The organism is Pseudomonas gessardii, from assembly GCF_001983165.1.
GTDB classification, from domain to species: Bacteria; Pseudomonadota; Gammaproteobacteria; order Pseudomonadales; family Pseudomonadaceae; genus Aquipseudomonas; species Aquipseudomonas gessardii.
Genome location: NZ_MNPU01000009.1, coordinates 1 through 21953, shown reverse-complemented (window position 1 = coordinate 21953; position 21953 = coordinate 1). Strand labels below are relative to the sequence as shown.

At 60.6% G+C, this 21953-nt stretch carries 22 protein-coding genes; 12 read left to right on the top strand and 10 right to left on the bottom strand.

All coding sequences use genetic code 11. The features are described 5' to 3' along the window. The first annotated feature begins 79 nt into the window (after positions 1-79). The 4 genes from BLL38_RS08885 to trpE all read left to right on the top strand — a co-directional run bounded on the left by BLL38_RS08885 (position 80) and on the right by trpE (position 4352). The gene (locus tag BLL38_RS08885; RefSeq protein ID WP_076962218.1) at positions 80-1228 is read left to right on the top strand and encodes an iron-containing alcohol dehydrogenase; all 1149 of its coding nucleotides are present in this window, start codon (positions 80-82) and stop codon (positions 1226-1228) included. 84 nt (positions 1229-1312) lie between these two features. Next, entirely contained in the window at positions 1313-1987 is a 675-nt protein-coding gene (gene rpe / locus BLL38_RS08880; RefSeq protein ID WP_076962217.1) for a ribulose-phosphate 3-epimerase, read from the top strand. Then, positions 1984-2802: a phosphoglycolate phosphatase gene (locus BLL38_RS08875; RefSeq protein ID WP_076962216.1), complete on the top strand. Its 819-nt coding sequence runs from the start codon at positions 1984-1986 to the stop codon at positions 2800-2802. Before rpe ends, BLL38_RS08875 begins: the two co-directional genes overlap by 4 nt. Positions 2803-2870: 68 nt before the next feature. Next, positions 2871-4352: an anthranilate synthase component I gene (gene trpE / locus BLL38_RS08870; protein ID WP_076962215.1), complete on the top strand. Its 1482-nt coding sequence runs from the start codon at positions 2871-2873 to the stop codon at positions 4350-4352. Positions 4353-4504: 152 nt separating this feature from the next. On the opposite strand, the gene estP is transcribed toward trpE, so the two are convergent. Then, positions 4505-6427: an esterase EstP gene (gene estP / locus BLL38_RS08865; RefSeq protein ID WP_076962214.1), complete on the bottom strand. Its 1923-nt coding sequence runs from the start codon at positions 6425-6427 to the stop codon at positions 4505-4507. 419 nt (positions 6428-6846) lie between these two features. On the opposite strand from estP, the gene BLL38_RS08860 reads away from it, so the two are divergent. From BLL38_RS08860 to BLL38_RS08845, 4 genes are all read left to right on the top strand, one after another. Then, the gene (locus tag BLL38_RS08860) at positions 6847-7440 is read left to right on the top strand and encodes an aminodeoxychorismate/anthranilate synthase component II (protein WP_076962213.1); all 594 of its coding nucleotides are present in this window, start codon (positions 6847-6849) and stop codon (positions 7438-7440) included. A 9-nt stretch (positions 7441-7449) separates the two neighbouring features. Then, complete coding sequence (gene trpD, locus BLL38_RS08855) at positions 7450-8499, top strand: anthranilate phosphoribosyltransferase (RefSeq protein WP_076962212.1); 1050 nt, start codon at positions 7450-7452, stop codon at positions 8497-8499. Continuing rightward, positions 8496-9332 carry an indole-3-glycerol phosphate synthase TrpC gene (trpC, locus tag BLL38_RS08850; RefSeq protein ID WP_076962211.1) on the top strand — a complete coding sequence of 279 codons (837 nt, stop codon included), beginning with the start codon at positions 8496-8498 and terminating at the stop codon, positions 9330-9332. The genes trpD and trpC overlap by 4 nt, the downstream gene beginning before the upstream one ends. Before the next feature lie 158 nt (positions 9333-9490). After that, positions 9491-10186: a lipoate--protein ligase family protein gene (locus tag BLL38_RS08845; RefSeq protein ID WP_076962210.1), complete on the top strand. Its 696-nt coding sequence runs from the start codon at positions 9491-9493 to the stop codon at positions 10184-10186. Here the strand turns inward: BLL38_RS08845 and crp are convergent. Continuing rightward, the gene (gene crp, locus BLL38_RS08840) at positions 10183-10830 is read right to left on the bottom strand and encodes a cAMP-activated global transcriptional regulator CRP (protein WP_076962209.1); all 648 of its coding nucleotides are present in this window, start codon (positions 10828-10830) and stop codon (positions 10183-10185) included. The genes BLL38_RS08845 and crp overlap by 4 nt on opposite strands. Positions 10831-11065: 235 nt before the next feature. Between crp and BLL38_RS08835 the strand changes: the two genes are divergently transcribed. Beyond that, positions 11066-11488, top strand: a complete 423-nt coding sequence (locus BLL38_RS08835; protein WP_029296755.1) for an OsmC family protein — start codon at positions 11066-11068, stop codon at positions 11486-11488. Between the two features lie 56 nt (positions 11489-11544). Here the strand turns inward: BLL38_RS08835 and coq7 are convergent, their stop codons facing one another. The 6 genes from coq7 to hemJ form a co-directional block, all read right to left on the bottom strand. Next, positions 11545-12192, bottom strand: a complete 648-nt coding sequence (gene coq7, locus BLL38_RS08830) for a 2-polyprenyl-3-methyl-6-methoxy-1,4-benzoquinone monooxygenase (protein WP_076962208.1) — start codon at positions 12190-12192, stop codon at positions 11545-11547. 114 nt (positions 12193-12306) lie between these two features. Continuing rightward, positions 12307-12645: a histidine triad nucleotide-binding protein gene (locus BLL38_RS08825; protein WP_032858506.1), complete on the bottom strand. Its 339-nt coding sequence runs from the start codon at positions 12643-12645 to the stop codon at positions 12307-12309. A 46-nt stretch (positions 12646-12691) separates the two neighbouring features. Next, on the bottom strand, positions 12692-13477 hold the full coding sequence (locus tag BLL38_RS08820; RefSeq protein ID WP_076962207.1) for an SDR family NAD(P)-dependent oxidoreductase: 786 nt from the start codon (positions 13475-13477) through the stop codon (positions 12692-12694). Between the two features lie 63 nt (positions 13478-13540). Further along, complete coding sequence (locus tag BLL38_RS08815; RefSeq protein WP_076962206.1) at positions 13541-14503, bottom strand: DUF805 domain-containing protein; 963 nt, start codon at positions 14501-14503, stop codon at positions 13541-13543. Between the two features lie 68 nt (positions 14504-14571). Beyond that, positions 14572-15534 carry an NAD(P)H-dependent flavin oxidoreductase gene (locus tag BLL38_RS08810; RefSeq protein WP_076962205.1) on the bottom strand — a complete coding sequence of 321 codons (963 nt, stop codon included), beginning with the start codon at positions 15532-15534 and terminating at the stop codon, positions 14572-14574. A 35-nt stretch (positions 15535-15569) separates the two neighbouring features. Further along, complete coding sequence (gene hemJ / locus BLL38_RS08805) at positions 15570-15998, bottom strand: protoporphyrinogen oxidase HemJ (protein ID WP_029296744.1); 429 nt, start codon at positions 15996-15998, stop codon at positions 15570-15572. A 135-nt stretch (positions 15999-16133) separates the two neighbouring features. On the opposite strand from hemJ, the gene argC reads away from it, so the two are divergent. Both argC and erpA read left to right on the top strand, forming a co-directional pair. Beyond that, on the top strand, positions 16134-17168 hold the full coding sequence (gene argC / locus BLL38_RS08800) for an N-acetyl-gamma-glutamyl-phosphate reductase (protein ID WP_076962204.1): 1035 nt from the start codon (positions 16134-16136) through the stop codon (positions 17166-17168). A gap of 163 nt (positions 17169-17331) precedes the next feature. Next, positions 17332-17682: an iron-sulfur cluster insertion protein ErpA gene (gene erpA, locus BLL38_RS08795; protein WP_003176443.1), complete on the top strand. Its 351-nt coding sequence runs from the start codon at positions 17332-17334 to the stop codon at positions 17680-17682. A 66-nt stretch (positions 17683-17748) separates the two neighbouring features. On the opposite strand, the gene BLL38_RS08790 is transcribed toward erpA, so the two are convergent. After that, the gene (locus tag BLL38_RS08790) at positions 17749-18840 is read right to left on the bottom strand and encodes an anhydro-N-acetylmuramic acid kinase (protein WP_076962203.1); all 1092 of its coding nucleotides are present in this window, start codon (positions 18838-18840) and stop codon (positions 17749-17751) included. 3 nt (positions 18841-18843) lie between these two features. Then, on the bottom strand, positions 18844-20256 hold the full coding sequence (locus tag BLL38_RS08785) for an OapA family protein (protein ID WP_076962202.1): 1413 nt from the start codon (positions 20254-20256) through the stop codon (positions 18844-18846). A gap of 210 nt (positions 20257-20466) precedes the next feature. Here BLL38_RS08785 and tyrS point away from each other — a divergent pair, with 210 nt between their 5' ends. Next, on the top strand, positions 20467-21666 hold the full coding sequence (tyrS, locus tag BLL38_RS08780) for a tyrosine--tRNA ligase (protein WP_076962201.1): 1200 nt from the start codon (positions 20467-20469) through the stop codon (positions 21664-21666). The last annotated feature ends 287 nt before the right edge of the window (positions 21667-21953 follow it).

Below are 21953 nucleotides of genomic sequence, written 5' to 3'. Positions count from 1 at the left end.
TTCAGCCGCTCAATGGCAGACAACCCTTATCCCTCAGCTATTCTTGTGCCAGCCCCACAATTTACAAGAGGCCGCGCACATGAGTACCTCCTCATTCAAGATCGCCCACAAATTGCTCACCGGCCCAGGCGCCATCGAGCAGTTGGCCGCCGAGCTGACCCGGCTGGATATCGATAACCCGTTGATCGTCACCGATGCCGCGCTGATCAAGTCTGGCACGGTGCAGCTGGCGTTGGCGCAGTTGGGCGATCGTCCCTACGAGATCTTCGACCGGGTGTTGCCCGACCCGGAGCTCGCGATCGTTGAAGACTGCATGCAGGCCTACCGTGACGGCGGGCATGACGGCCTGATCGGCCTGGGCGGTGGCAGCGCCATCGATATCGCCAAGAGCGTCGCCGCCTATGCCGGTTATCACGGCGCCCTGGCGGACCTGTTTGGCGTGGACCAGGTGCCGCGCAAGGGCCCGCCGCTGATCGCCATCCCGACCACGGCCGGCACCGGTTCGGAAGTGACCAATGTGGCGATCCTCTCGGACAAGTCCGCGCAATTGAAAAAAGGCATCGTCAGCGACTACCTGCTGCCGGATGTTGCGCTGATCAGCCCGCAAATGACCCTGACCTGCCCGCGTGGTGTCACGGCGGCCAGTGGCGTGGATGCCCTGGTGCATGCCATCGAGTCCTATCTGTCCCTGAATGCCTCGCCGATCACCGATGCCCTGGCCATTGGCGCGATCAAGTTGATCGCCAAGGCCTTGCCCAAGGCCTACGCCAACCCGGCCAACCTGCAGGCGCGTGACGATATGGCCACTGCCAGCCTGATGGCCGGCATGGCCTTCGGCAATGCCGGGGTGGGCGCGGTGCATGCGTTGGCCTACCCGTTGGGCGGGCGTTTCAATATTGCCCATGGGGTGGGCAATGCGTTGCTGCTGCCCTATGTGATGCACTGGAACAAGTTGGCCTGTGTCGAGCGTATGCAGGATGTCGCCCAGGCCATGGGGGTGAATATCACAGGCTTGAGCGTCAACGAGGCGGCCGACCAGGCGGTGGAGGCCATGACGCGACTGTGTGCCGCAGTGGAGATCCCATCCGGCCTGCGCAGCTTCGGCGTGCCCGAGGACGCGATCCCGGCCATGGCGCTAGAGGCGGCGGGTATCGAGCGGCTGATGCGCAACAACCCACGCAAGCTCAGCGCGGCGGATATCGAAAAAATCTACCGTGCTGCCTACTAGCCATTGAGTCAGGTCACGGTGCGCGCAGCAAAGCATGAGGTATACAATGCGCGCCATCGTGATTTAGCTCAGAAAAGGTGCGTCATGCAGCCCTTCGTTATTGCTCCATCGATCCTCTCCGCCGACTTCGCCCGCCTGGGTGAAGAAGTGGACAACGTGTTGGCCGCCGGTGCCGACTTCGTACACTTCGATGTCATGGACAACCACTATGTGCCGAACCTGACCATCGGCCCGATGGTATGCGCGGCGCTGCGCAAGTACGGCGTGACCGCGCCCATCGATGTGCACCTGATGGTCAGCCCGGTGGACCGCATCATTGGCGACTTCATCGAGGCCGGTGCGACCTACATCACCTTCCACCCGGAAGCCACGCTGCATATCGACCGTTCCCTGCAACTGATCCGCGAAGGTGGCTGCAAGGCCGGCCTGGTGTTCAACCCGGCGACCCCGCTGGACACCCTCAAGTACGTGATGGACAAGGTCGACATGGTCTTGTTGATGAGCGTCAACCCAGGCTTTGGCGGGCAGAAGTTCATCCCCGGCACCCTCGACAAGCTGCGTGAAGCCCGTGCGCTGATCGATGCCTCTGGCCGCGATATCCGCCTGGAGATCGACGGTGGGGTCAATGTCCACAACATCCGCGACATCGCGGCGGCGGGCGCCGATACCTTCGTCGCCGGCTCGGCGATCTTCAACACCCCTGACTACCAGGCCGTGATCGGCAACATGCGTGCAGAACTGGCGCTGGCGCGTCCATGAGCGGTTTTGAGCAACTGTTTCCCGGTAAATTGCCGCGGCTGGTGATGTTCGACCTGGACGGCACCCTGGTCGATTCGGTGCCGGACCTGGCGGCTGCGGTGGATCACATGTTGCTCAAGCTGGGGCGCAAACCGGTTGGCATCGAGCCGGTGCGCGACTGGGTCGGCAACGGTGTGCACATGCTGGTGCGTCGGGCCCTGGCCAATCACATCGATGCCGAAGGCGTCGATGAGGTGGAGGCCGAGCACGCGCTGGAACTGTTCAACGCCGCCTACGAAGACGGCCACGAGCTGACCGTGGTTTACCCCGGCGTGCGCGATACCCTCAAGTGGCTGCACAAGCAGGGCGTGGAAATGGCCCTGATCACCAACAAGCCGGAGCGCTTCGTCGCACCGTTGCTGGACCAGATGAAGATCGGCCGGTATTTCCGCTGGATCATTGGCGGCGATACCCTGCCGCAGAAAAAGCCCGATCCGGCGGCGCTGTTCTTTGTGATGAAAATGGCCAATATCCCGGCCTCCCAGTCGTTGTTTATCGGCGATTCGCGTAGCGATGTGCTGGCCGCAAAAGCCGCGGGCGTGCAGTGCGTGGCCCTGAGCTACGGCTACAACCATGGCCGACCGATTGCCGAAGAGTCACCGGCGCTGGTCATTGATGACCTGCGACAGCTAATCCCCAGTTGCCTGGGAGCGGGCGCTGAGATAACGTTGCCCGACGCTGTCCCATCCCCTTCTGGAAATCCCATCGTGGTGGTCACTCGCAAACTCTGGATGAAAGTCATCAAGGCCCTGGCCCGCTGGCGTTGGCGCGCCTGACTGATCCTGGCCGCGCTGCGGCACGTTTGCCTACCTGACTGTTAGACCCTCACGCCACGAGGCACCTCATGATCCGCGAAGAATTCCTGCGTTTGGCCGCTGCCGGCTACAACCGCATCCCCATGGCCCGGGAAACCCTGGCCGACTTCGATACGCCGCTGTCGATCTACCTGAAACTGGCCGACGAGCCCAATTCCTACCTGCTGGAATCGGTGCAGGGCGGCGAGAAGTGGGGGCGTTACTCGATCATCGGCCTGCCGTGCCGCACGGTTTTGCGGGTGCACGACCATCACGTCAGCATCACCCATGACGGCGTCGAGATCGAAAGCCACGATGTGCAAGACCCGCTGGCCTTCGTCGAAGATTTCAAGGCGCGCTACAACGTGCCGACCATCCCTGGCCTGCCGCGGTTTAATGGCGGCCTGGTGGGGTATTTCGGCTACGACTGCGTACGTTACGTGGAACAGCGCCTGGGCAAATGCCCGAACCCCGATCCGTTGGGCGTGCCGGACATCCTGCTGATGGTGTCCGACGCGGTCGTGGTGTTCGACAACCTGGCCGGCAAGATGCACGCGATCGTCCTGGCCGACCCGGCCCAGGCCGATGCGTTCGAGCAAGGCCAGGCCAGCCTCGAAGCCCTGCTGGACAAGCTGCGCCAGCCGATCACCCCGCGTCGCGGCCTGGACCTCAGCCGTCCGCCGGCGGCCGACCCGGTGTTTCGCTCCAGCTTTACCCAGGATGACTACGAGCGCGCAGTCGAGACCATCAAGCAATACATCCTCGCCGGTGACTGCATGCAAGTGGTGCCGTCGCAGCGCATGTCCATCGACTTCAAGGCGGCGCCCATCGACCTGTACCGGGCGCTGCGCTGTTTCAACCCGACGCCGTACATGTACTTCTTCAACTTTGGCGACTTCCACGTGGTGGGCAGCTCGCCGGAAGTGCTGGTGCGCGTCGAAGACAACCTGATCACCGTGCGCCCGATTGCCGGTACGCGCCCCCGTGGCGCGACCGAAGAGGCCGACCTGGCGCTTGAAGAAGACCTGCTGTCGGACGACAAGGAAATCGCCGAGCACTTGATGCTCATCGATCTTGGGCGTAACGACACCGGGCGCGTTTCGGAAATTGGCTCGGTGAAACTCACCGAGAAGATGGTGATCGAGCGTTATTCCAACGTGATGCACATCGTGTCCAACGTCACCGGCGAGCTGAAGGCCGGCCTGACGGCGATGGATGCGCTGCGCGCCATTCTGCCGGCGGGCACCTTGTCTGGCGCGCCGAAGATCCGCGCGATGGAAATCATCGACGAACTGGAGCCGGTCAAGCGTGGTGTCTACGGCGGCGCCGTGGGCTATTTCGCCTGGAACGGCAACATGGACACCGCCATTGCGATCCGCACGGCGGTGATCAAGGACGGCGAACTGCATGTGCAGGCGGGCGGCGGGATCGTGGCTGACTCGGTGCCGGCCCTTGAGTGGGAAGAAACCCTGAACAAGCGCCGGGCGATGTTCCGTGCGGTGGCGTTGGCTGAGCAGACGCCGCAAGACTGACGGTCGATCCTGATCTAAATGTGGGGTTGGGCTTGTGTGGGAGCGGGCTTGCCCGCGATGGCGGTCTGCCAGTCACCGATGCAGTGACTGAACCACCGCTATCGCGGGCAAGCCCGCTCCCACATGGGTTTTATGTTGTTTTTAAGGCCGTATTAGAAATCCAGGCTCACCCCGACACTGACCCCTTGCTGGGTCAGGCTGTCATCCTTCCTAACGTTATACGCCGCGCGCAACGCCAGTTCCTCAGTCAGCTTGTGGCTGACCCCGAGACTCAAGCGCTCCGAATTGCTGCGAGGCGTGTAGCCGTCCAGCTTGAAATCGATCCCCTGCACGCTGTTGAGCGAAATATTCACCTTTTGGGTGTCATTCTCGAACTCATGCTCGTGAGCCACTTCGCCAAACACCTGGGTGTGCGGGGTGACGCGGTAGCTGCCCTGCAGGCCAACGCCCAGGCGCCTGGAGTCGCGCTGCTGATCATCAAAGGTCAGCGCGGTGGAGCGGTTGCCTTTTTCCCCGTAGCCATCGACTTCGACCCGCGCATAGTCAGCGCTGATGAACGGTGACAGGTGCCAATCGCTACCGACCCCGGCAATGTCATAGCCCACGCGGCCGCTCAAGGCCCAGAGCCAGCCATCGGTGTCGCCTTTTTCTGAGCCTTCGCTGACGCCCAGGGCGAACTTGCGCTTGAGGCTGTCGAAGTCCAGCCGGCCGCCGGTCAGCGCGGCATCGGCCCACCAGTGATTGTGCTGATATTGCGCGAATGCACTGCCCATGTAGCTGTTGAGCTTGTAGTCCGAGTCGCTGGCGCCGGCTTCGAGCGTCTGGCGATAGAGCCCGGCCGCCACGCCTACGCGCCAACTCTCGTCGAGGCGATAGCTGGTGCCGACATTCAGGTTGTAGCCACTGCCGTCGCCACTGGCCGAGCGGCCTTGACCGTCGAAGTCCAGGCGCTGGCCACCACCGGCGACAATCGCGCGCCATTGGCCAACGGCCTGCCAGTTGCCGTTGTCCGCCTGCCATTGGTTGCGCAATTCATCCTGATGGGCGCGCAGGGTGCCTTGGGCCATCTCTGGCAGCAAGGTCAGTTCCCAGGGGGCGGCGAGCAGCGAATAGGCGTAGTCGGCGATCAAGCGTTGCCCGGCAATGGTCGGGTGGACCGAGTCGTTGTAGATCAGCTTGGTCGGGTCCGGTTGGGTGCCGCCAATGCCATAGGTCGGGTTGGCGGTGCAGCCGTTCCCACTGAAGCAGGTGCCGGTCAGGTTCTGCCCGGTCGCCAGGCCAAATCGGCCCGGGTCGGCGAAGGACTCCTGCAACAGCAGTGGGATATTCAATGGGATGATCTGGGCATCGATCTGCGACAGGCGCTGGACCAGGGCCTGATTGAAAATAGTGCTCAGGGCGGAGGTTGCTGCCTGCTGCGGCGTGCCGTTGATGGCGGGTGTCAGGCCCAGGTCGGGCAGCATCCACACCATGATGTAGCGTGCGCCGGCTTGTTGCAGGGCCTGGGCGCTGTCGGCCAGGCGCCCGCCGGCGGCTACGGCCTGGCCTGGGCTAAGGACGCGTTGTTGCAGGAAGTCATTACCGCCACCGGACAGAAAATACAGCGCATTGGGGTCGGCGCGGCCCCCGTTTGCGGGCAGATAACCCTGGCGACTGCGCAACACCGTGCCCGCGCCCGTATTGCCGGGAGGGATCGCGGTGTTGGAGACCTGGGTGATGGAATCGAGGATGTTGTCGGTACGGTAGCCGCCGACCGCCCAGTTGTTGCCGTCAGGCAAGCCTTGCACCGCGCGAACCGGTGAGGTCGAGGCATTCAGGTCGTTTGGCGCGACCCCCAGTTTCGAGCCCAGCAGGGTCGATGAAACCAGGCCATAGTCACCCTGGAATGTAGGGCCGGTGCGGTTGGTAAAGCGCAGGGTCGCGCCGGACACCCCATCGGGAAACTGGCCCGCGTCTGCCAGGCTATCGCCGAAAACGACCATGGTTGAATAAGGTGAAGGCGCTGCAAACGCTTGTGCGCAGGCCAGTGACAAGAGGCAGCCGGTCAGGGGCGCAACAAAAGAGGGTCTGGGCATAGGGCATTCCATGTGATTGTTTTTGTATCGGAAGTGAAACACTAGCAATGTAGTGGGAGTTCCCTGTGGGGAAAATCGTTTTTTCCTACAAACCCTTGGTCATAGCCCCCGTATTTGCTGCTCCATATTGCACCGTCGGCGAGGCTACGTTACTGTGCCTGAACGTATGAATGAGACCCTCCCCGTGTTGATCATCAGCAAACTCTTGATGCGAGTAGTCAAGGCACACGCCCGTTGGCGTTGGCGCGCCTGAATTTTCTCTGCCGGCCCGGCCGGACCTGTACCGATTTGCCTTCTTCACCCGTTGTTCGACGCCTCTTGCCGGCTGACCCCGGCAATCGGAACGTGCGTCTGGCAGCGGGTCACGCTCTTGGAAGGCAGTCATCCAAAATCAGTGAATTCAAGAGGTTTGAACCCACATGTTGCTGATGATTGATAACTACGACTCCTTTACCTACAACGTTGTGCAATACCTGGGCGAGCTTGGTGCCGAGGTCAAGGTGGTGCGCAACGATGAAATGACAGTGGCGCAGATTGCCGCCCTGAATCCTGAGCGCATCGTGGTTTCCCCCGGCCCCTGCACGCCGACCGAAGCGGGCATCTCCCTGGACGCCATCCGCTTTTTTGCCGGCAAGCTGCCGATTCTCGGGGTTTGCCTGGGCCACCAGTCCATCGGCCAGGCGTTTGGTGGCGACGTGGTGCGCGCCCGCCAGGTGATGCACGGCAAGACCAGCCCGGTGTTCCATAATGATCAGGGCGTGTTCCAGGGCCTGAACCTGCCGGTGACGGTGACCCGTTACCACTCACTGGTAGTCAAGCGCCAGACCTTGCCCGAGTGCCTGGAACTGACGGCCTGGACCCAGCTGGAAGACGGCTCGGTCGACGAGATCATGGGCCTGCGGCACAAGACACTGAATGTCGAAGGGGTGCAGTTTCACCCCGAATCAATCCTGACCGAGCAGGGCTACGAGCTGTTCGCCAACTTTCTCAAGCAGAGCGGCGGCACGCGCTAAGGACTTTCCATGGATATCAAGACTGCCCTGAGCCGTATCGTCGGCCATCTGGACCTGAGCACCGCTGAAATGAGCGATGTCATGCGCGAAATCATGACCGGCCAATGCACCGATGCGCAGATTGGCGCCTTTATGATGGCCATGCGTATGAAGAGCGAGAGCATCGACGAAATCGTCGGCGCCGTCTCGGTGATGCGTGAACTGGCGGACAAGGTCGAGCTCAAGACCCTCGACGGTGTGGTCGATGTGGTTGGCACCGGCGGCGATGGTGCGAATATTTTCAACGTCTCGACGGCGTCCTCCTTCGTGGTGGCGGCTGCCGGCTGCACCGTGGCCAAGCACGGCAACCGTGCCGTCTCCGGCAAGAGCGGCAGTGCCGACCTGCTGGAAGCGGCCGGGATCTACCTGAACCTGACACCGGTGCAGGTGGCGCGCTGCATCGACAACGTCGGCATCGGCTTTATGTTTGCCCAGTCCCACCATGGGGCGATGAAGCACGCCGCCGGCCCGCGCAAGGACCTGGGCTTGCGCACCCTGTTCAACATGCTTGGCCCGCTTACGAATCCGGCCGGTGTGAAACATCAGGTGGTGGGCGTGTTCAGCCAGGCGCTGTGCCGGCCATTGGCCGAAGTTCTGCAGCGCCTGGGCAGCAAGCATGTGCTGGTGGTGCACTCCAAGGATGGCCTGGACGAGTTCAGCCTGGCGGCCCCGACCTTTGTGGCCGAGTTGAAGAACGATCAGGTCACCGAATACTGGGTCGAGCCAGAAGACCTCGGCATGAAGAGCCAGAGCCTGCATGGCCTGGCGGTGGACAGCCCGGCGGCGTCCCTGGAATTGATTCGCGATGCCCTGGGGCGTCGCAAGACCGAAAACGGCCAGAAAGCGGCCGAGATGATTGTTCTGAATGCTGGCGCGGCACTTTATGCAGCCGATCACGCCTATAGTCTTACAGAAGGTGTCGCCTTGGCCCACGATGCGCTGCATACGGGTCTGGCTCGCGAAAAGCTCGAAGAGCTGGGAGCATTCACGGCCGTATTCAAGATGGAGAATGAAGGATGAGCGTGCCAACAGTTCTGGAAAACATCCTCGCCCGCAAAGTTGAAGAAGTGGCCGAACGCCGCGCACGGGTGAGCCTGGCCGAGTTGGAAAGCCTGGCAAAAAGCGCCGATGCACCCCGCGGTTTTGCCAATGCCCTGATCACCCAGGCCAAGCTCAAGCAGCCAGCGGTGATCGCCGAGATCAAAAAGGCCTCGCCGAGCAAAGGCGTGATCCGCGAGCACTTCGTGCCAGCAGAGATTGCTGCCAGCTATGAGAAGGGCGGGGCGACTTGCCTTTCGGTGCTCACCGACATCGACTACTTCCAGGGCTCCGACGCTTACCTGCAACAAGCCCGCGCCGCGTGCAAGTTGCCGGTGATCCGCAAGGACTTCATGATCGACCCGTACCAGATCGTCGAGGCGCGGGCGTTGGGCGCGGATTGTGTGTTGCTGATCGTGTCGGCGTTGGACGACGGGCAGATGGCCGAGCTGGCGGCAGTTGCCAAAGGCGTGGGCCTGGATGTACTGGTCGAAGTCCACGACGGTGACGAACTGGAGCGTGCGTTGAAAACCCTCGATACACGGCTGGTGGGAGTCAATAACCGCAATCTGCACACCTTTGAAGTCAACCTGGAAACCACCCTGGATCTGCTGCCGCGCATTCCCCGCGACCGCCTGGTGATTACCGAGAGCGGGATCGTCAATCGCGCGGATGTGGAGTTGATGGAAATCAGCGACGTCTACTCGTTCCTGGTCGGCGAGACCTTTATGCGTGCGGAGAATCCTGGGGCGGAGTTGCAGCGCCTGTTTTTCCCGGAGCGTGGCCTGCCGGTCAGTGGTTCGACGCTGGATTGATCCAAAAGGGGCTCACTTTGGGAGCTGGCTTGTGTGGGAGCTGGCTTGCCTGCGATAGCGAATGTATCAGTCGCCAATGCGTTGACTGGCAGTCCGCTATCGCAGGCAAGCCAGCTCCCACATTTGGTTTTGTGTTTATTCCGAGAGGTAGGTGTTGCATGACTCAGCCCGTAGCGATGACCGTTGAAGCAGGCCTTGCCGCCGAGCAGGACTTGCTGGCTGCCGTCTGCGCGGGTGAGCAATCCTTCGGCCTGCTGTTCTGGCAACCCAGCGACCAGGCACTGGTGATGCCTCGTCGCCTGAGCCGCTTGCCTGCGTTTGAAGCGGCGAGCCAGGTATCGGCCGCCCACGGTTGGCCGGTGTTGTTGCGGGAAACCGGCGGTGAACCGGTGCCGCAATCGAGCGCCACGGTCAATATCGCCCTGGTCTACGCACCGCCGCGCAGTGAGGGCGACCAGGGCCGGATTGAAACCGGCTACTTGCGTCTGTGCCAACCCATCTGTGACCTGCTGACCGAATTGGGTGGCGATGCCTCCGTGGGCGAAATCGACGGGGCCTTTTGCGATGGCCGCTATAACGTCAACCTCGACGGGCGCAAGATGGTCGGTACGGCCCAGCGCTGGCGCCAGAGTGGTGGGCGCCCGGTGGGCCTGGTGCATGGCGCGCTGTTGCTGGATAACCATCGCGAGGAACTGATTGCGGCGGTCAACCGCTTCAATCAGGCGTGCGGCCTGGAGCAGCGGGTGCGCGCCGACAGCCATATCGCCTTGCATGAAGCTTTTGCTGCGCCGGATGCCATCAGCCGCCTCGACGGTTTATACCGGCAGATGCTGGCGCAGGTCTTTGCGCCCTAGCGAGTACCGAACACTACCATCGTCTTGCCTTTGACGTGCACCAGGTTGCGCTCTTCCAGATCCTTGAGCACTCGACCGACCATCTCCCGCGAACAACCGACGATCCGCCCGATCTCCTGGCGAGTGACCTTGATCTGCATGCCGTCGGGATGGGTCATGGCATCGGGCTGCTTGCACAGTTCCAGCAGGCAGCGGGCCACGCGCCCGGTGACGTCGAAGAACGCCAGGTCGCCGACTTTGCGCGTGGTGTTGCGCAAGCGCTGGGCAATCTGGCCGCTCAGGGCGTAGAGGATGTCGGGGTCCTGTTGGGCCAGCTCGCGAAACTTCGTGTAGCTGATTTCTGCGACCTCGCACTCGATCTTGGCCCTTACCCAGGCGCTGCGTTCCTGTTCTTTCCCGGCTTGCTCAAACAGGCCCAGCTCCCCGAAAAAATCACCGGTATTGAGGTAGGCGATGATCATTTCGCGGCCGTCTTCATCCTCGATCAGGATCGTGACTGAACCTTTGATAATAAAGAACAGGGTTTCCGAGCGTTCCCCGGCGCAGATGATGTTCTGCTTGGCCGGATAGCGCCGACGCTGACAATGGGTCAGCAACTTATCGAGGTTCTTGATCTTGGGTGTGGGGGGGGTAATAGCAACCATGGTTGTATCCCGAAAAGACTGCACGGTGTGGTTGGACGTGTATTTTTTATCGAGCGAGGTCCATCCAGTGGATGGCAATGCGCCATTGATTTGGCGCCAGCTTAACAGACACATTCTGACTCGATCAGGGAATTTACCTATCAACGCCCACTGTTGATCGTGTTCCGGCAGAACACTGCGCTCGCGGGGGCCTGTGATAAGCTGACGCCCCTTTTTTAGCAGTGGAGTCTGGGCGATGAAGGCACGCATCCAATGGGCGGGCGAAGCCATGTTCCTCGGTGAGTCGGGCAGTGGTCATGTGGTGGTCATGGACGGCCCGCCAGAAGCCGGTGGCCGCAATCTGGGGGTACGTCCCATGGAAATGCTCCTGCTCGGCGTGGGTGGCTGCAGCAACTTCGATGTGGTCAGTATCCTGAAGAAGTCGCGCCAGGCAGTGGAAAGCTGCGAAGCCTTTCTGGAGGCCGAGCGCGCGACTGAAGACCCGAAGGTATTCACCAAGATCCATATGCATTTTGTGGTCAAGGGGCGTGCGCTGAAGGAAGCGCAGGTCAAGCGGGCCATCGAACTGTCGGCGCAGAAGTACTGCTCGGCCTCGATCATGCTCGGCGCGGCCGGTGTGGCCATTACTCATGATTACGAGATCATTGAGTTGGGTTGATCACAGGACCTGCTGGCAAAAAGAAAGGGCGCTTTGCAAGCGCCCTTTTTTGCAGTTCAGATTCGGTAGGTGCTCTTGGTCATGACCTTGGCCATCAGGCTCATGCCAAACCTCACTGGCGCCGGGAAGCGGAAACCGCCGGCATCCAGCGCGCTTTCTGCGTGCTGCTCTTCATCGATACGCATCTGCTCAAGAATCGCCCGGGATTTTTCGTCCGCGGCCGGCAGTTGTTCCAGATGCTCATCCAGGTGCTTGCACACCTGATGTTCGGTGGCGGCGACAAAACCCAGGCTGACCTTGTCGCTGATCAAGCCAGCAGCGGCACCGATACCAAACGACAGCCCATAAAACAGCGGGTTCAGCACACTGGGGTGGCTGCCCAACTGGCGGATACGTTGCTCGCACCAGGCCAGGTGGTCGATTTCTTCCTCGGCCGCATGCTCCATGGCTGCGCGCACTTGCGGCAGCTTGGCGGTCAGGGCCTGGCCCTGGTACAGCGCCTGGGCACAGACTTCACCGGTATGGTTGATACGCATCAGGCCAGCGACATGCCGGGTATCCGTCTCGCTCATTTGTGCTTCGGGTTGCACGATGGCCGGTGATGGGCGATACGGCTGGCCGCTGAAGGGCAGCAACGTACGCATGGCGGTGTCGGCTTGCAGCAACAGTCGGTCAATCGGCGAGTAGTGACGCTGGGTAGTCATGCTGACCTCCGGGAAAAATCTCGGCGGCCAGTTTACCGCAAGAGAGGGGTGTGCGTTTGCGCTGGGTCATGCTTCTTGCAGGGGCCGGCAAGCCGGCTCCTGCAATGGGGGGCCTCAGCCCGGTGGCCAGTTCATCTGGCGTTGACCCAACACGTGCATATGAATGTGATAGACGGTCTGGCCGCCATCCTCATTGCAGTTCATCACCACGCGAAAGCCTTTTTCACAGCCTTGTTCCACGGCCAGGCGCTGGGCGGTGAACAGGATATGCCCAGCCAGGCCCTTGTCTTCTTCCGTCAGGTCGTTGAGGGTGCGGATCGGTTTTTTCGGAATCACCAGGAAATGCACGGGGGCCATTGGCGCAATATCGTGGAAGGCCAGGACCTGGTCATCCTCGTAGATAATCCTCGCGGGTATTTCTCTGTTGATGATCTTGGTGAACAGAGTATCCACAGCTGTTTCTCCATTATGAAAGTGCAGGGTGAGTGTACTCAGCAGGTCAGCGCGGGCAATAGGCTTTGTTGATGGCGCCGGCAATCTTGCGGGTCAACCAGCGCGGGCTCAAGCGCGGGCTGAATGCCAGCCAGCGGTTACGGCGACCGGGAATAATGATCGCTTTGTTCTTTGCCAGGGCACGCACGGTGTGCAGCGCCACTTCTTCCGGGCTCATCAGTTGTTGACGGTCCAGCTTGGCAGTGTCCATCTGCGCGGTGCCGAAGAAGGCGGTGTGTGTCGGGCCGGGGCAGAGCACTGAAACCTTGATGCCACAGCTCTTCAGCTCTTCGCGCAGGCCTTCGGAAAAGTGCAGCACATAGGCCTTGCTGGCGTAATAGGTGCTCATCCACGGCCCCGGCTGGAAGGCCGCGACCGAGGCGACGTTGAGGATCTGCCCCCCACCGTGCAGGGCCATGGCGTTACCCAGCGCGTGGCACAGGCGGGTCAGGGCCAGGATGTTGACCTCGATCAGGTCCTGCTCGGTCATCCAGTCCTGGGCCAGGAACGGGCCGCTGGTGCCCATGCCGGCGCAGTTGACCAGCAAGTCGATCTGCCGCTCGCCTTCTTCCAGCTCCAGCAGGAACCCCGAAAGCCGCAATGGCTCACCCAGGTCGCAGGCGCGGAACAACACTTCGACGCCAAAGCGTTGGGTCAGCTCTATGGCAATACTTTCCAACTGATCACGCTGGCGGGCCACCAGAATCAAGCTGCGGCCGCGACGGGCCAGTGCTTCGGCCAGGGCCAGGCCGATGCCGCTGGAGGCGCCGGTGATCAGAGCGTAACGGGTCATGCGTTTCTCCATCGCAACGCCACCGGGCCTGCGACAGATGCGTCACAGGCGTGGGGCGTTTCTTCATTCTTCTGGAGAGTCTACAGGTTCGGCTGCTTCGGCAGCACTTTGCACATCTTCTTCACCGGCGATGACGCTCTGGTCAGCTTCATCATCGGTGCTCATGGCGCTGCTTTCGTAGCCACTGTCCACGCTGGTTTCCAGTTGGTCCAGATAACCACTCATGCCCAGCATCACTGCGGCGGCGAATATCAGCGGGATGATTGCCAGCCACAGAGTGGCCAGGACTTTCACGGCGGTGGAGTTGCGTGGCGGTGGCGCACCATATTGGTTGGCGCCCGCATTGCCTGGCAGCACAATCAGCAGGATCGGGAAAATGCTGCCTACGATCGGCACCAGGTTCAGGAACCATAACCACCCGGACCAGCCCAGGTCATGCAGGCGTTGCACGGTGATCTGGACACTGATCCACACAGAGGCCACGAACAGGGCGGTACCGAGCAGTGAGCCAATGATGATTGCGGCCGTGGGGGAGACGGCCGCAACACCCAGGCCAACCGTGAACAGGGCGCCAACGATGGCCGACAAGACCATACTCAAGACCAGCGTCCAGGCGAGGAAGCGCAGGCGACCTATCCGCCCGTTGATGGTGAAGACCTTTAGGGTGGAAAACTCAGGAAGGTTATCCCCCACGGCTGCGCGCGGCGGTGCATACGGCGACGCGGCCGGGCGCGAAAAGTCAGAGGCGCCGGAATCGGTCTCGTGTGTTTCGGCCAGGTTGAAGGCCACGGGTTGTTCGGCTTCGATACGTGCATCAACCCCGGCGTTTTTCAAGGCGGCCAGGTAGGTTTCGGCATCGGGGCGAGACAGGTCGCGTTTGAGCGCAACCGGGCGCCCGGTGAAGAGCTTTTCGATCGCCTCGACTTCGCTTTTGAACAGTTCGGCCAGGTTCAGCTTGGCGGTGGTGCTTTCGACACCCGGGAGCAGGGCTCCATCAAACACAATCTTGAAACGGTTGTCGCTCATGCGGGCATCCTTGTCACTTTTCAGGGGGTAATGCAGGCCTGCTTCAATGGGCAGGCCTGGCGGGTATGTCAGCGTGGCCAGCGCAATTGTGCTGCTTGCTCGCGGGCCTTGCGGTATTCGGCATCGAGGCGGGCAACCAGTTCATCGACACTGGGTAAATCGTCAATCTCACCCACGCCCTGGCCGGCGGACCAGACCGTCTTCCAGGCTTTTGCCTCGTCGCTGAGGGGCTTGAGCTTGGCGCCAAAGTTGACTTCACCCTTGCCTTGCAGGGCGGCGAGGTCGAAACCGGCGTTTTCCAGGCTCTGACGCATAAAGCTCGCCGGCACGCCGGACACCGCCGGAGTGTGCACGATATCGGCCGCGCGCGATGTGAGCAGCATCTCTTTATAGGCATCGGGGGCGTGGCTTTCAGTGGTGCCGATAAAGCGCGTGCCGAAATACGCGAGGTCAGCCCCGAGCAATTGCGCGGCGAGGATTTCGTGCCCATGGTTCAGGCAGCCGGCCAGCAGCAGGGTCTTGTCGAAGAACTGGCGGATTTCGGCGATCAGCGAGAACGGACTCCAGGTGCCGGCGTGGCCACCGGCTCCCGCTGCCACGGCGATCAGCCCGTCGACACCGGCTTCGGCAGCTTTTTCGGCATGGCGCCGGGTGGTGACGTCATGGAACACCAGGCCGCCGTAGCTGTGTACGGCGTCTACCAATTCTTTGACCGCGCCCAGGCTGGTGATGACGATCGGCACCTTGTGCTCGACACAGATCGCCAGGTCAGCCTCAAGGCGCGGGTTGCTGTGGTGCACGATCAGGTTGACCGCGTAGGGCGCGGGGTTGTCCAGCAGCGCCAGGCCCGCCTCGATTTCTTCCAGCCAGGCCTTGAAACCACTGCTTTCGCGTTGGTTGAGTGCCGGGAAGCTCCCGACCACGCCATTGCGGCAGCACGCCAGGACCAGTTGTGGGTTGGAAATCAGGAACATCGGCGCAGCCACCACGGGCAGGCGCAGACGTTGTTCTAGCAAAGCGGGCAGCGACATTGGAAGTACCCCGGATTAAGTGCAACTGATGAGAGTTAGAACGGCTTTACGACGACCAAAATTACAATAGCCAGCAATATCAGAACTGGCACTTCATTGAACCAGCGATAAAAGACATGGCTGCGGGTGTTTTCGCCACGGGCAAAACGTTTTACCTGGGCGCCACACATATGGTGGTAGCCGATCAGGATCACCACCAGGGTCAACTTGGCGTGCATCCAGCCACCCTGGCTGAAGACGCTCGGGTTAAGGCTGATCAACCAGATACCGAAGACCAGCGTGGCGATCATCGCCGGCAGCATGATGCCCTTGTACAGCTTGCGCTCCATGAGGCTGAAGCGCTCCTGGCTGACGGCATCCTGGCTTTGTGCGTGGTAGACGAACAGGCGCGGTAGGTAAAACAGCCCGGCAAACCAGCAGACAATGCTGACGATATGAAAGGCTTTGAGCCATAGATAAAGCATTTTTAGTTATTCCCAGGTTCACGGTAACTGGAGATAGTAGAGGTTAGAGTGTGCGCACGTCACCTTGACGGTTGTCGCAGAACGATACGGCCCCTATTATCGACGGCTTTCCAGTGGTTCGTTGAGGGCAGGTTTATGGTCAAGGTCGGTATCGTCGGCGGCACGGGTTACACCGGTGTCGAATTGCTGCGTCTGTTGGCTCAGCATCCGCAAGCTGAGGTGGTGGTCATCACCTCCCGATCCGAGGCCGGCCTGGCCGTTGCCGATATGTATCCCAACCTGCGCGGTCATTACGACGGGTTGGCGTTCAGCGTTCCGGATATCAAGACCCTGGGTGCCTGCGACGTGGTGTTCTTTGCCACGCCGCACGGGGTTGCCCATGCCTTGGCCGGCGAGTTGCTGGCGGCCGGGACCAAGGTCATCGACCTCTCGGCGGACTTCCGCCTGCAGGATGCCGATGAGTGGGCCAAGTGGTACGGCCAGCCCCATGGTGCTCCAGAGCTGCTCGAAGAGGCGGTGTATGGTTTGCCCGAGGTCAATCGCGAGCAGATCAGGCAGGCGCGCCTGATTGCCGTGCCGGGTTGCTATCCGACGTCGGCCCAGTTGGGTTTCCTGCCGTTGCTGGAAGCCGGCCTGGCTGATGCTTCGCGCCTGATTGCCGACTGCAAGTCGGGGGTCAGTGGCGCAGGTCGCGGGGCGGCCGTAGGCTCCTTGTACTCCGAGACCTCGGAAAGCATGAAGGCGTATGCCGTCAAAGGTCATCGTCACCTGCCGGAAATTCGCCAGGGCCTGCGCCGTGCGGCCGGCCGTGACGTTGGCCTGACGTTTGTGCCGCACCTGACCCCGATGATCCGTGGGATTCACTCGACACTGTATGCAACCGTTACGGATCGCTCGGTGGATCTGCAGGCATTGTTCGAGAAGCGTTATGCCAATGAGCCGTTCGTCGATGTGATGCCGGCCGGCAGCCACCCGGAAACCCGCAGCGTGCGCGGTGCCAACGTGTGCCGGATTGCCGTGCATCGTCCGCAGGATGGCGACCTGGTGGTGGTGCTGTCGGTTATCGATAACCTGGTCAAGGGCGCGTCGGGCCAGGCTGTGCAGAACTTGAACATCTTGTTCGGCCTGGATGAGAAGCTCGGCTTGTCCCACGCCGGCATGCTGCCTTAAGGCTTTGGCTGCTGTGCAAAAGGCCCGTTGATCGGGCCTTTTGTGTTTTTAAGGGGTACCGGGCAGATTGATATACCGTAACAATAGTTGACCGCTTTTCTAGGAGAAGCGGATAATGGCCGCCATCACGCATATGGCGGCGCTACGCCGGGAGATTATCAGCATGAGCGTTGAATCCTTCACCCCCACGGCTTTGCAATTCACCCACGGTGCTGCGCACAAGGTGAAGAGCCTGGTCGATGAAGAGGGTAATGATCGCTTGAAGCTGCGCGTATTCGTTACGGGCGGCGGTTGTTCAGGGTTTCAGTACGGCTTTACCTTCGATGAAGATGTGGCCGATGACGACACCATCGTCGAGCGCGAGGGCGTAAGCCTGGTCGTGGATCCGATGAGCTTCCAGTACTTGGCGGGTGCCGAGGTGGATTACCAGGAAGGTTTGGAAGGCTCGCGCTTTGTGATCAAAAACCCGAATGCCACCACGACTTGTGGTTGCGGTTCGTCGTTTTCGATCTGATCGATAGCGGGTAGGCAAAACGCCGCTTGGCTCTTATGGGGCAAGCGGCGTTTTGCTATCTGCGATTCAGGCGGGGTAGATCGCGCCCAGTACGCGAAGGCCGCGGGCACCGGTCACGCTTGGGCGGTTGGCGGCGATGCCTTCAAGGCAGCAATGGGCCAGCCAGGCGAAGGCCATGGCTTCCACCCAGTCAGGATCTACGCCGTAGGTGGCGGTGCTGCTGACGCGGGTGGCCGGTAGCATGGCGGCGAGGCGGTTCATCAGCGTGGTGTTATGCGCGCCGCCGCCACACACCAGCAGGGTTTCGGTGTGCGGTTGCGCGGATTTCAATGAGGCAACGATGGTCTGCGCCGTCAGTTCCAGCAGCGTGGCCTGGACATCCTGGGCATGCAGTGATGGCAGTCGGCCGAGGTGCTGTTCCAGCCAGGGCAGGTTGAAGACTTCGCGCCCTGTGCTTTTTGGGCCTTGGGTCAGGAAGAAAGGGTCACTGAGCAACGCGCTGAGCAGCTGTGGCTCGACCTTTCCTGTCGCCGCCCATTGGCCGTCGCGGTCAAAGGTTGCGCCCCGTTGCTGGTGAATCCAGGCGTCCAGCAGGACATTGCCCGGGCCGCAGTCAAAACCCGCTACCGGTTTGCCGGTCTCGATCAGGCTCAGGTTGCTGAAGCCGCCGACATTCAGTACTGCGCGGTTGCCGTCGGCCTCGCCAAACAGCGATTCGTGAAAGGCTGGCACCAGCGGCGCACCCTGACCACCGGCGGCCACATCGCGGCTACGAAAGTCACTGACCACGGTGATTCCGGTCAGCTCAGCCAGTAAGGCGGGGTTGCCGATCTGTACGGTGAAACCGCGGGCAGGCTCGTGGCGAATGGTTTGTCCGTGGCTGCCAATTGCGCGGATGTTGTGGTGAGTGAGCTGCTGTTGCTCCAGCAAAGCATGAATGCCCTGGGCGGCGAGTGTTACCCAGTTTTGCTGGGCAATCGCCGAACGTGCAATCTCGTCCGGGCCGCTGGCGCAAAGGCCCAGCAGTTCAACACGCAGGGGGGCGGGCATGGGGATGTAGTGCGTGGCGATCAGCTTGACCGCCGTTTCCTGCTCGATCAGCGCAATATCCAGGCCATCGAGGCTGGTCCCGGACATCACACCTATATAGAGCGCCATCGCTTAGCGCTTCGCCGAAGCCAGCATGGTGGCGCGTTCCTGGTCCATGCGTGCCATCAGCGGTTGGCTTTGCTGAAGGAAGCGGGCGCGCTCGGCCTTGGCGATCGGGTCGGCCATTGGCAGCTTCTGGCCCAGCGGGTCGACGTGCACACCGTTGACCTGGAACTCATAGTGCAGGTGCGGGCCGGTGGACAGGCCAGTGGTGCCGATATAGCCGATCACTTGGCCTTGCTTGACGTTGCCGCCGGTCTTCACACCTTTGGCAAAGCCTTGCATGTGACCGTAGAGCGTACGGTAGCTGTTGCCGTGCTGGATGATAACGGTGTTGCCGTAGCCGCCGCGGCGCCCGGCCAGCAGCACCTTGCCGTCGCCGGCAGACTTGATCGGCGTGCCGCGCGGTGCGGCATAGTCCACGCCTTTGTGGGCGCGGATTTTGTTCAGAATTGGATGCTTGCGGCCCATGGAGAAACGCGAGCTAATACGGGCGAAGTCAACCGGAGTACGGATGAAGGCCTTGCGCATGCTATTGCCGTCGGCGGTGTAGTAGCTGCTATTGCCTTGTTTGTTGGTGTAGCGCACGGCGGTGTAGGTCTTGCCGCGGTTGGTAAAACGCGCCGACAGGATATTACCGGTGCCGACGACCTTGCCGTTGGCTACCTTTTGCTCGTAGATCACGTCGAACTCGTCACCCTGGCGAATATCCTGGGCGAAGTCGATGTCGTAGCCAAATACGCTGGCCATGTCCATGGTCATGCTGTGGGACAGGCCCGCGCGCGCTGCGGACTGGGACAATGAGCTGTTGATCACGCCATGAATGTAGGCCGAGCGCATCACCGGCTTGGTGGTCACGCGATTGAAGGCAAAGCCCTTGGCGCCCTTGGTCAGGGTGATGCTTTCGAGGTCATTGAGGTTGCTGTGCAGGGTGGTCAGTTGGCCGTCCGGGGTCAGCTCGAACTGAAGCTTCTGGCCACGCTTGAGTTGGGTGAACTGTTTGGCTTGCTTATCGCTGGCCAGCACCTCATTAACAGTCGTGGCTGGAAGGCCGACCTTTTCAAACAGCGTCGATAGCGTGTCACCTTTGCCCACGATGACTTCACGATGCTCCGGGCCCTTTGCGATCTGGGGTGTAGGTGCTGCCTGGGCGGTTTGCTGGGTGTCGTCCGCACTGTCTTCGATCTGTGCAAATGGTGACTCGACGCTTGCGGTTGTGGCTTGTTGCGCGTCAGAGGCGTCTTGATCTTGTGTCAATTGTTCAATCGGGCTCTCCAAGTCAAGGCTCAGAGTCGTTCGTTTGGCTTCTACGTCACTGGAAGGGAATACCAGGAGTGCCAGGCTGAGAAGGGCGGCGATACCACTTGCGGCGAGCAGGTGGGTCTTCGGGTAAAGCGGCGGCGCTTTAGACGGTTCAGTGGTCATAGGTAATTTTGACTTTGAAAAGATGAAATGGAAAAGATGAATGACATGATGAAGATGAAATAACTGTATAAAATATAACCAAATCATCTGTGGTGCAAGCTTGCGAATGCCGGGCTCGCCGAATGGTGTCTGTTTACAGGGCAAAACTTGTAATTAGTCCCTGATCTTGTATGGTTGGTTCCCTTTGAATCTGAGCCTTGCGGGTCTGTTATGAAGTCGGTTGAAGAGCAGCTAGCGCTGATCAAACGTGGTGCGGAAGAACTGTTGGTCGAGGCCGAGCTGATCGAAAAGCTCAAGCGTGGCCAACCCCTGCGTATTAAGGCTGGCTTTGATCCGACAGCGCCGGATCTGCACCTGGGTCATACCGTGCTTATTAATAAGCTGCGCCAGTTCCAGGAGCTGGGGCACCAGGTGATCTTCCTTATAGGTGACTTCACCGGGATGATCGGCGACCCGAGTGGTAAGAGCGCCACGCGCCCGCCGCTGACCCGTGAGCAGGTTCTCGATAATGCCGAGACCTACAAGACCCAGGTCTTCAAGATTCTCGATCCGGCCAAGACCGAGGTGGCGTTCAACTCCACATGGATGGATCAAATGGGCCCGGCGGACTTTATTCGCCTGACATCCCAGTACACCGTTGCGCGGATGCTTGAGCGCGATGACTTCGATAAGCGCTACTCCACCAATCAGCCTATTGCGATTCACGAGTTCCTATATCCGTTGGTTCAAGGTTATGACTCGGTGGCGCTGCGTGCGGATGTCGAGCTGGGCGGTACTGATCAGAAGTTCAACCTGTTGATGGGGCGTGAGCTGCAGCGCGCGTATGGTCAGGAGGCCCAGTGCATTCTGACCATGCCATTGCTGGAAGGGTTGGATGGCGTGAAGAAGATGTCCAAGTCGTTGGGCAACTATGTCGGGATCCAGGAAGCACCGGGCGTGATGTACGGCAAGCTGGTTTCTATTCCGGATGCGCTGATGTGGCGTTACTTCGAGCTGTTGAGCTTCCGCTCGATGGATGAGATCAATGCGTTGCGTGCCGACGTAGAGGCGGGTGCGAATCCGCGGGACGTCAAGATCAAGCTCGCGGAAGAGATTGTTGCGCGCTTCCATGGCGAGGAGGCTGCGGCCAGTGCTCACCGTGCGGCGGGCAATCGCATGAAGGATGGCGAGCTGCCGGATGATCTGCCTGAGATTGAGCTGACTGCTGGCGAGGCGATGCCGATCGCGGCTGTCCTTAATAAGGCAGGCCTGGTGAAGAACTCGGCGGTTGCTCGTGACCTTCTGGGTTCTGGTGGTGTGCGTATAGATGGTGAGGTTGTCGATCGCACCTTTATATACGAGCTGGGCGCGACCCACGTTTGCCAGGCCGGCAAGAAGGCATTTGCACGTATTACGCTTAAATCCGAATAAACCTGAAATTAAGGGTTGACGGCGATTTATATCTGTCTATAATTCGCCCCACTTCCGGCGCAGTCGAAACGGAAAACTCCTTGGTAAACAAAGAGTTACGCAGAATTCGACAGCGAGTTGCTTCAGTCCATCGAAGCCCAGAAGGAGTTGGTAGGGCAATGTTGTTTGGCTCTATTAACGTTTCGATCCTCTCGGTCGAAAGCGGAGAAAAAGAGGTGTTGACAGCAGCGTGTAACGCTGTAGAATTCGCCTCCCGCTAACGAGAGATCGGAAGCGCAAGTGGTTGA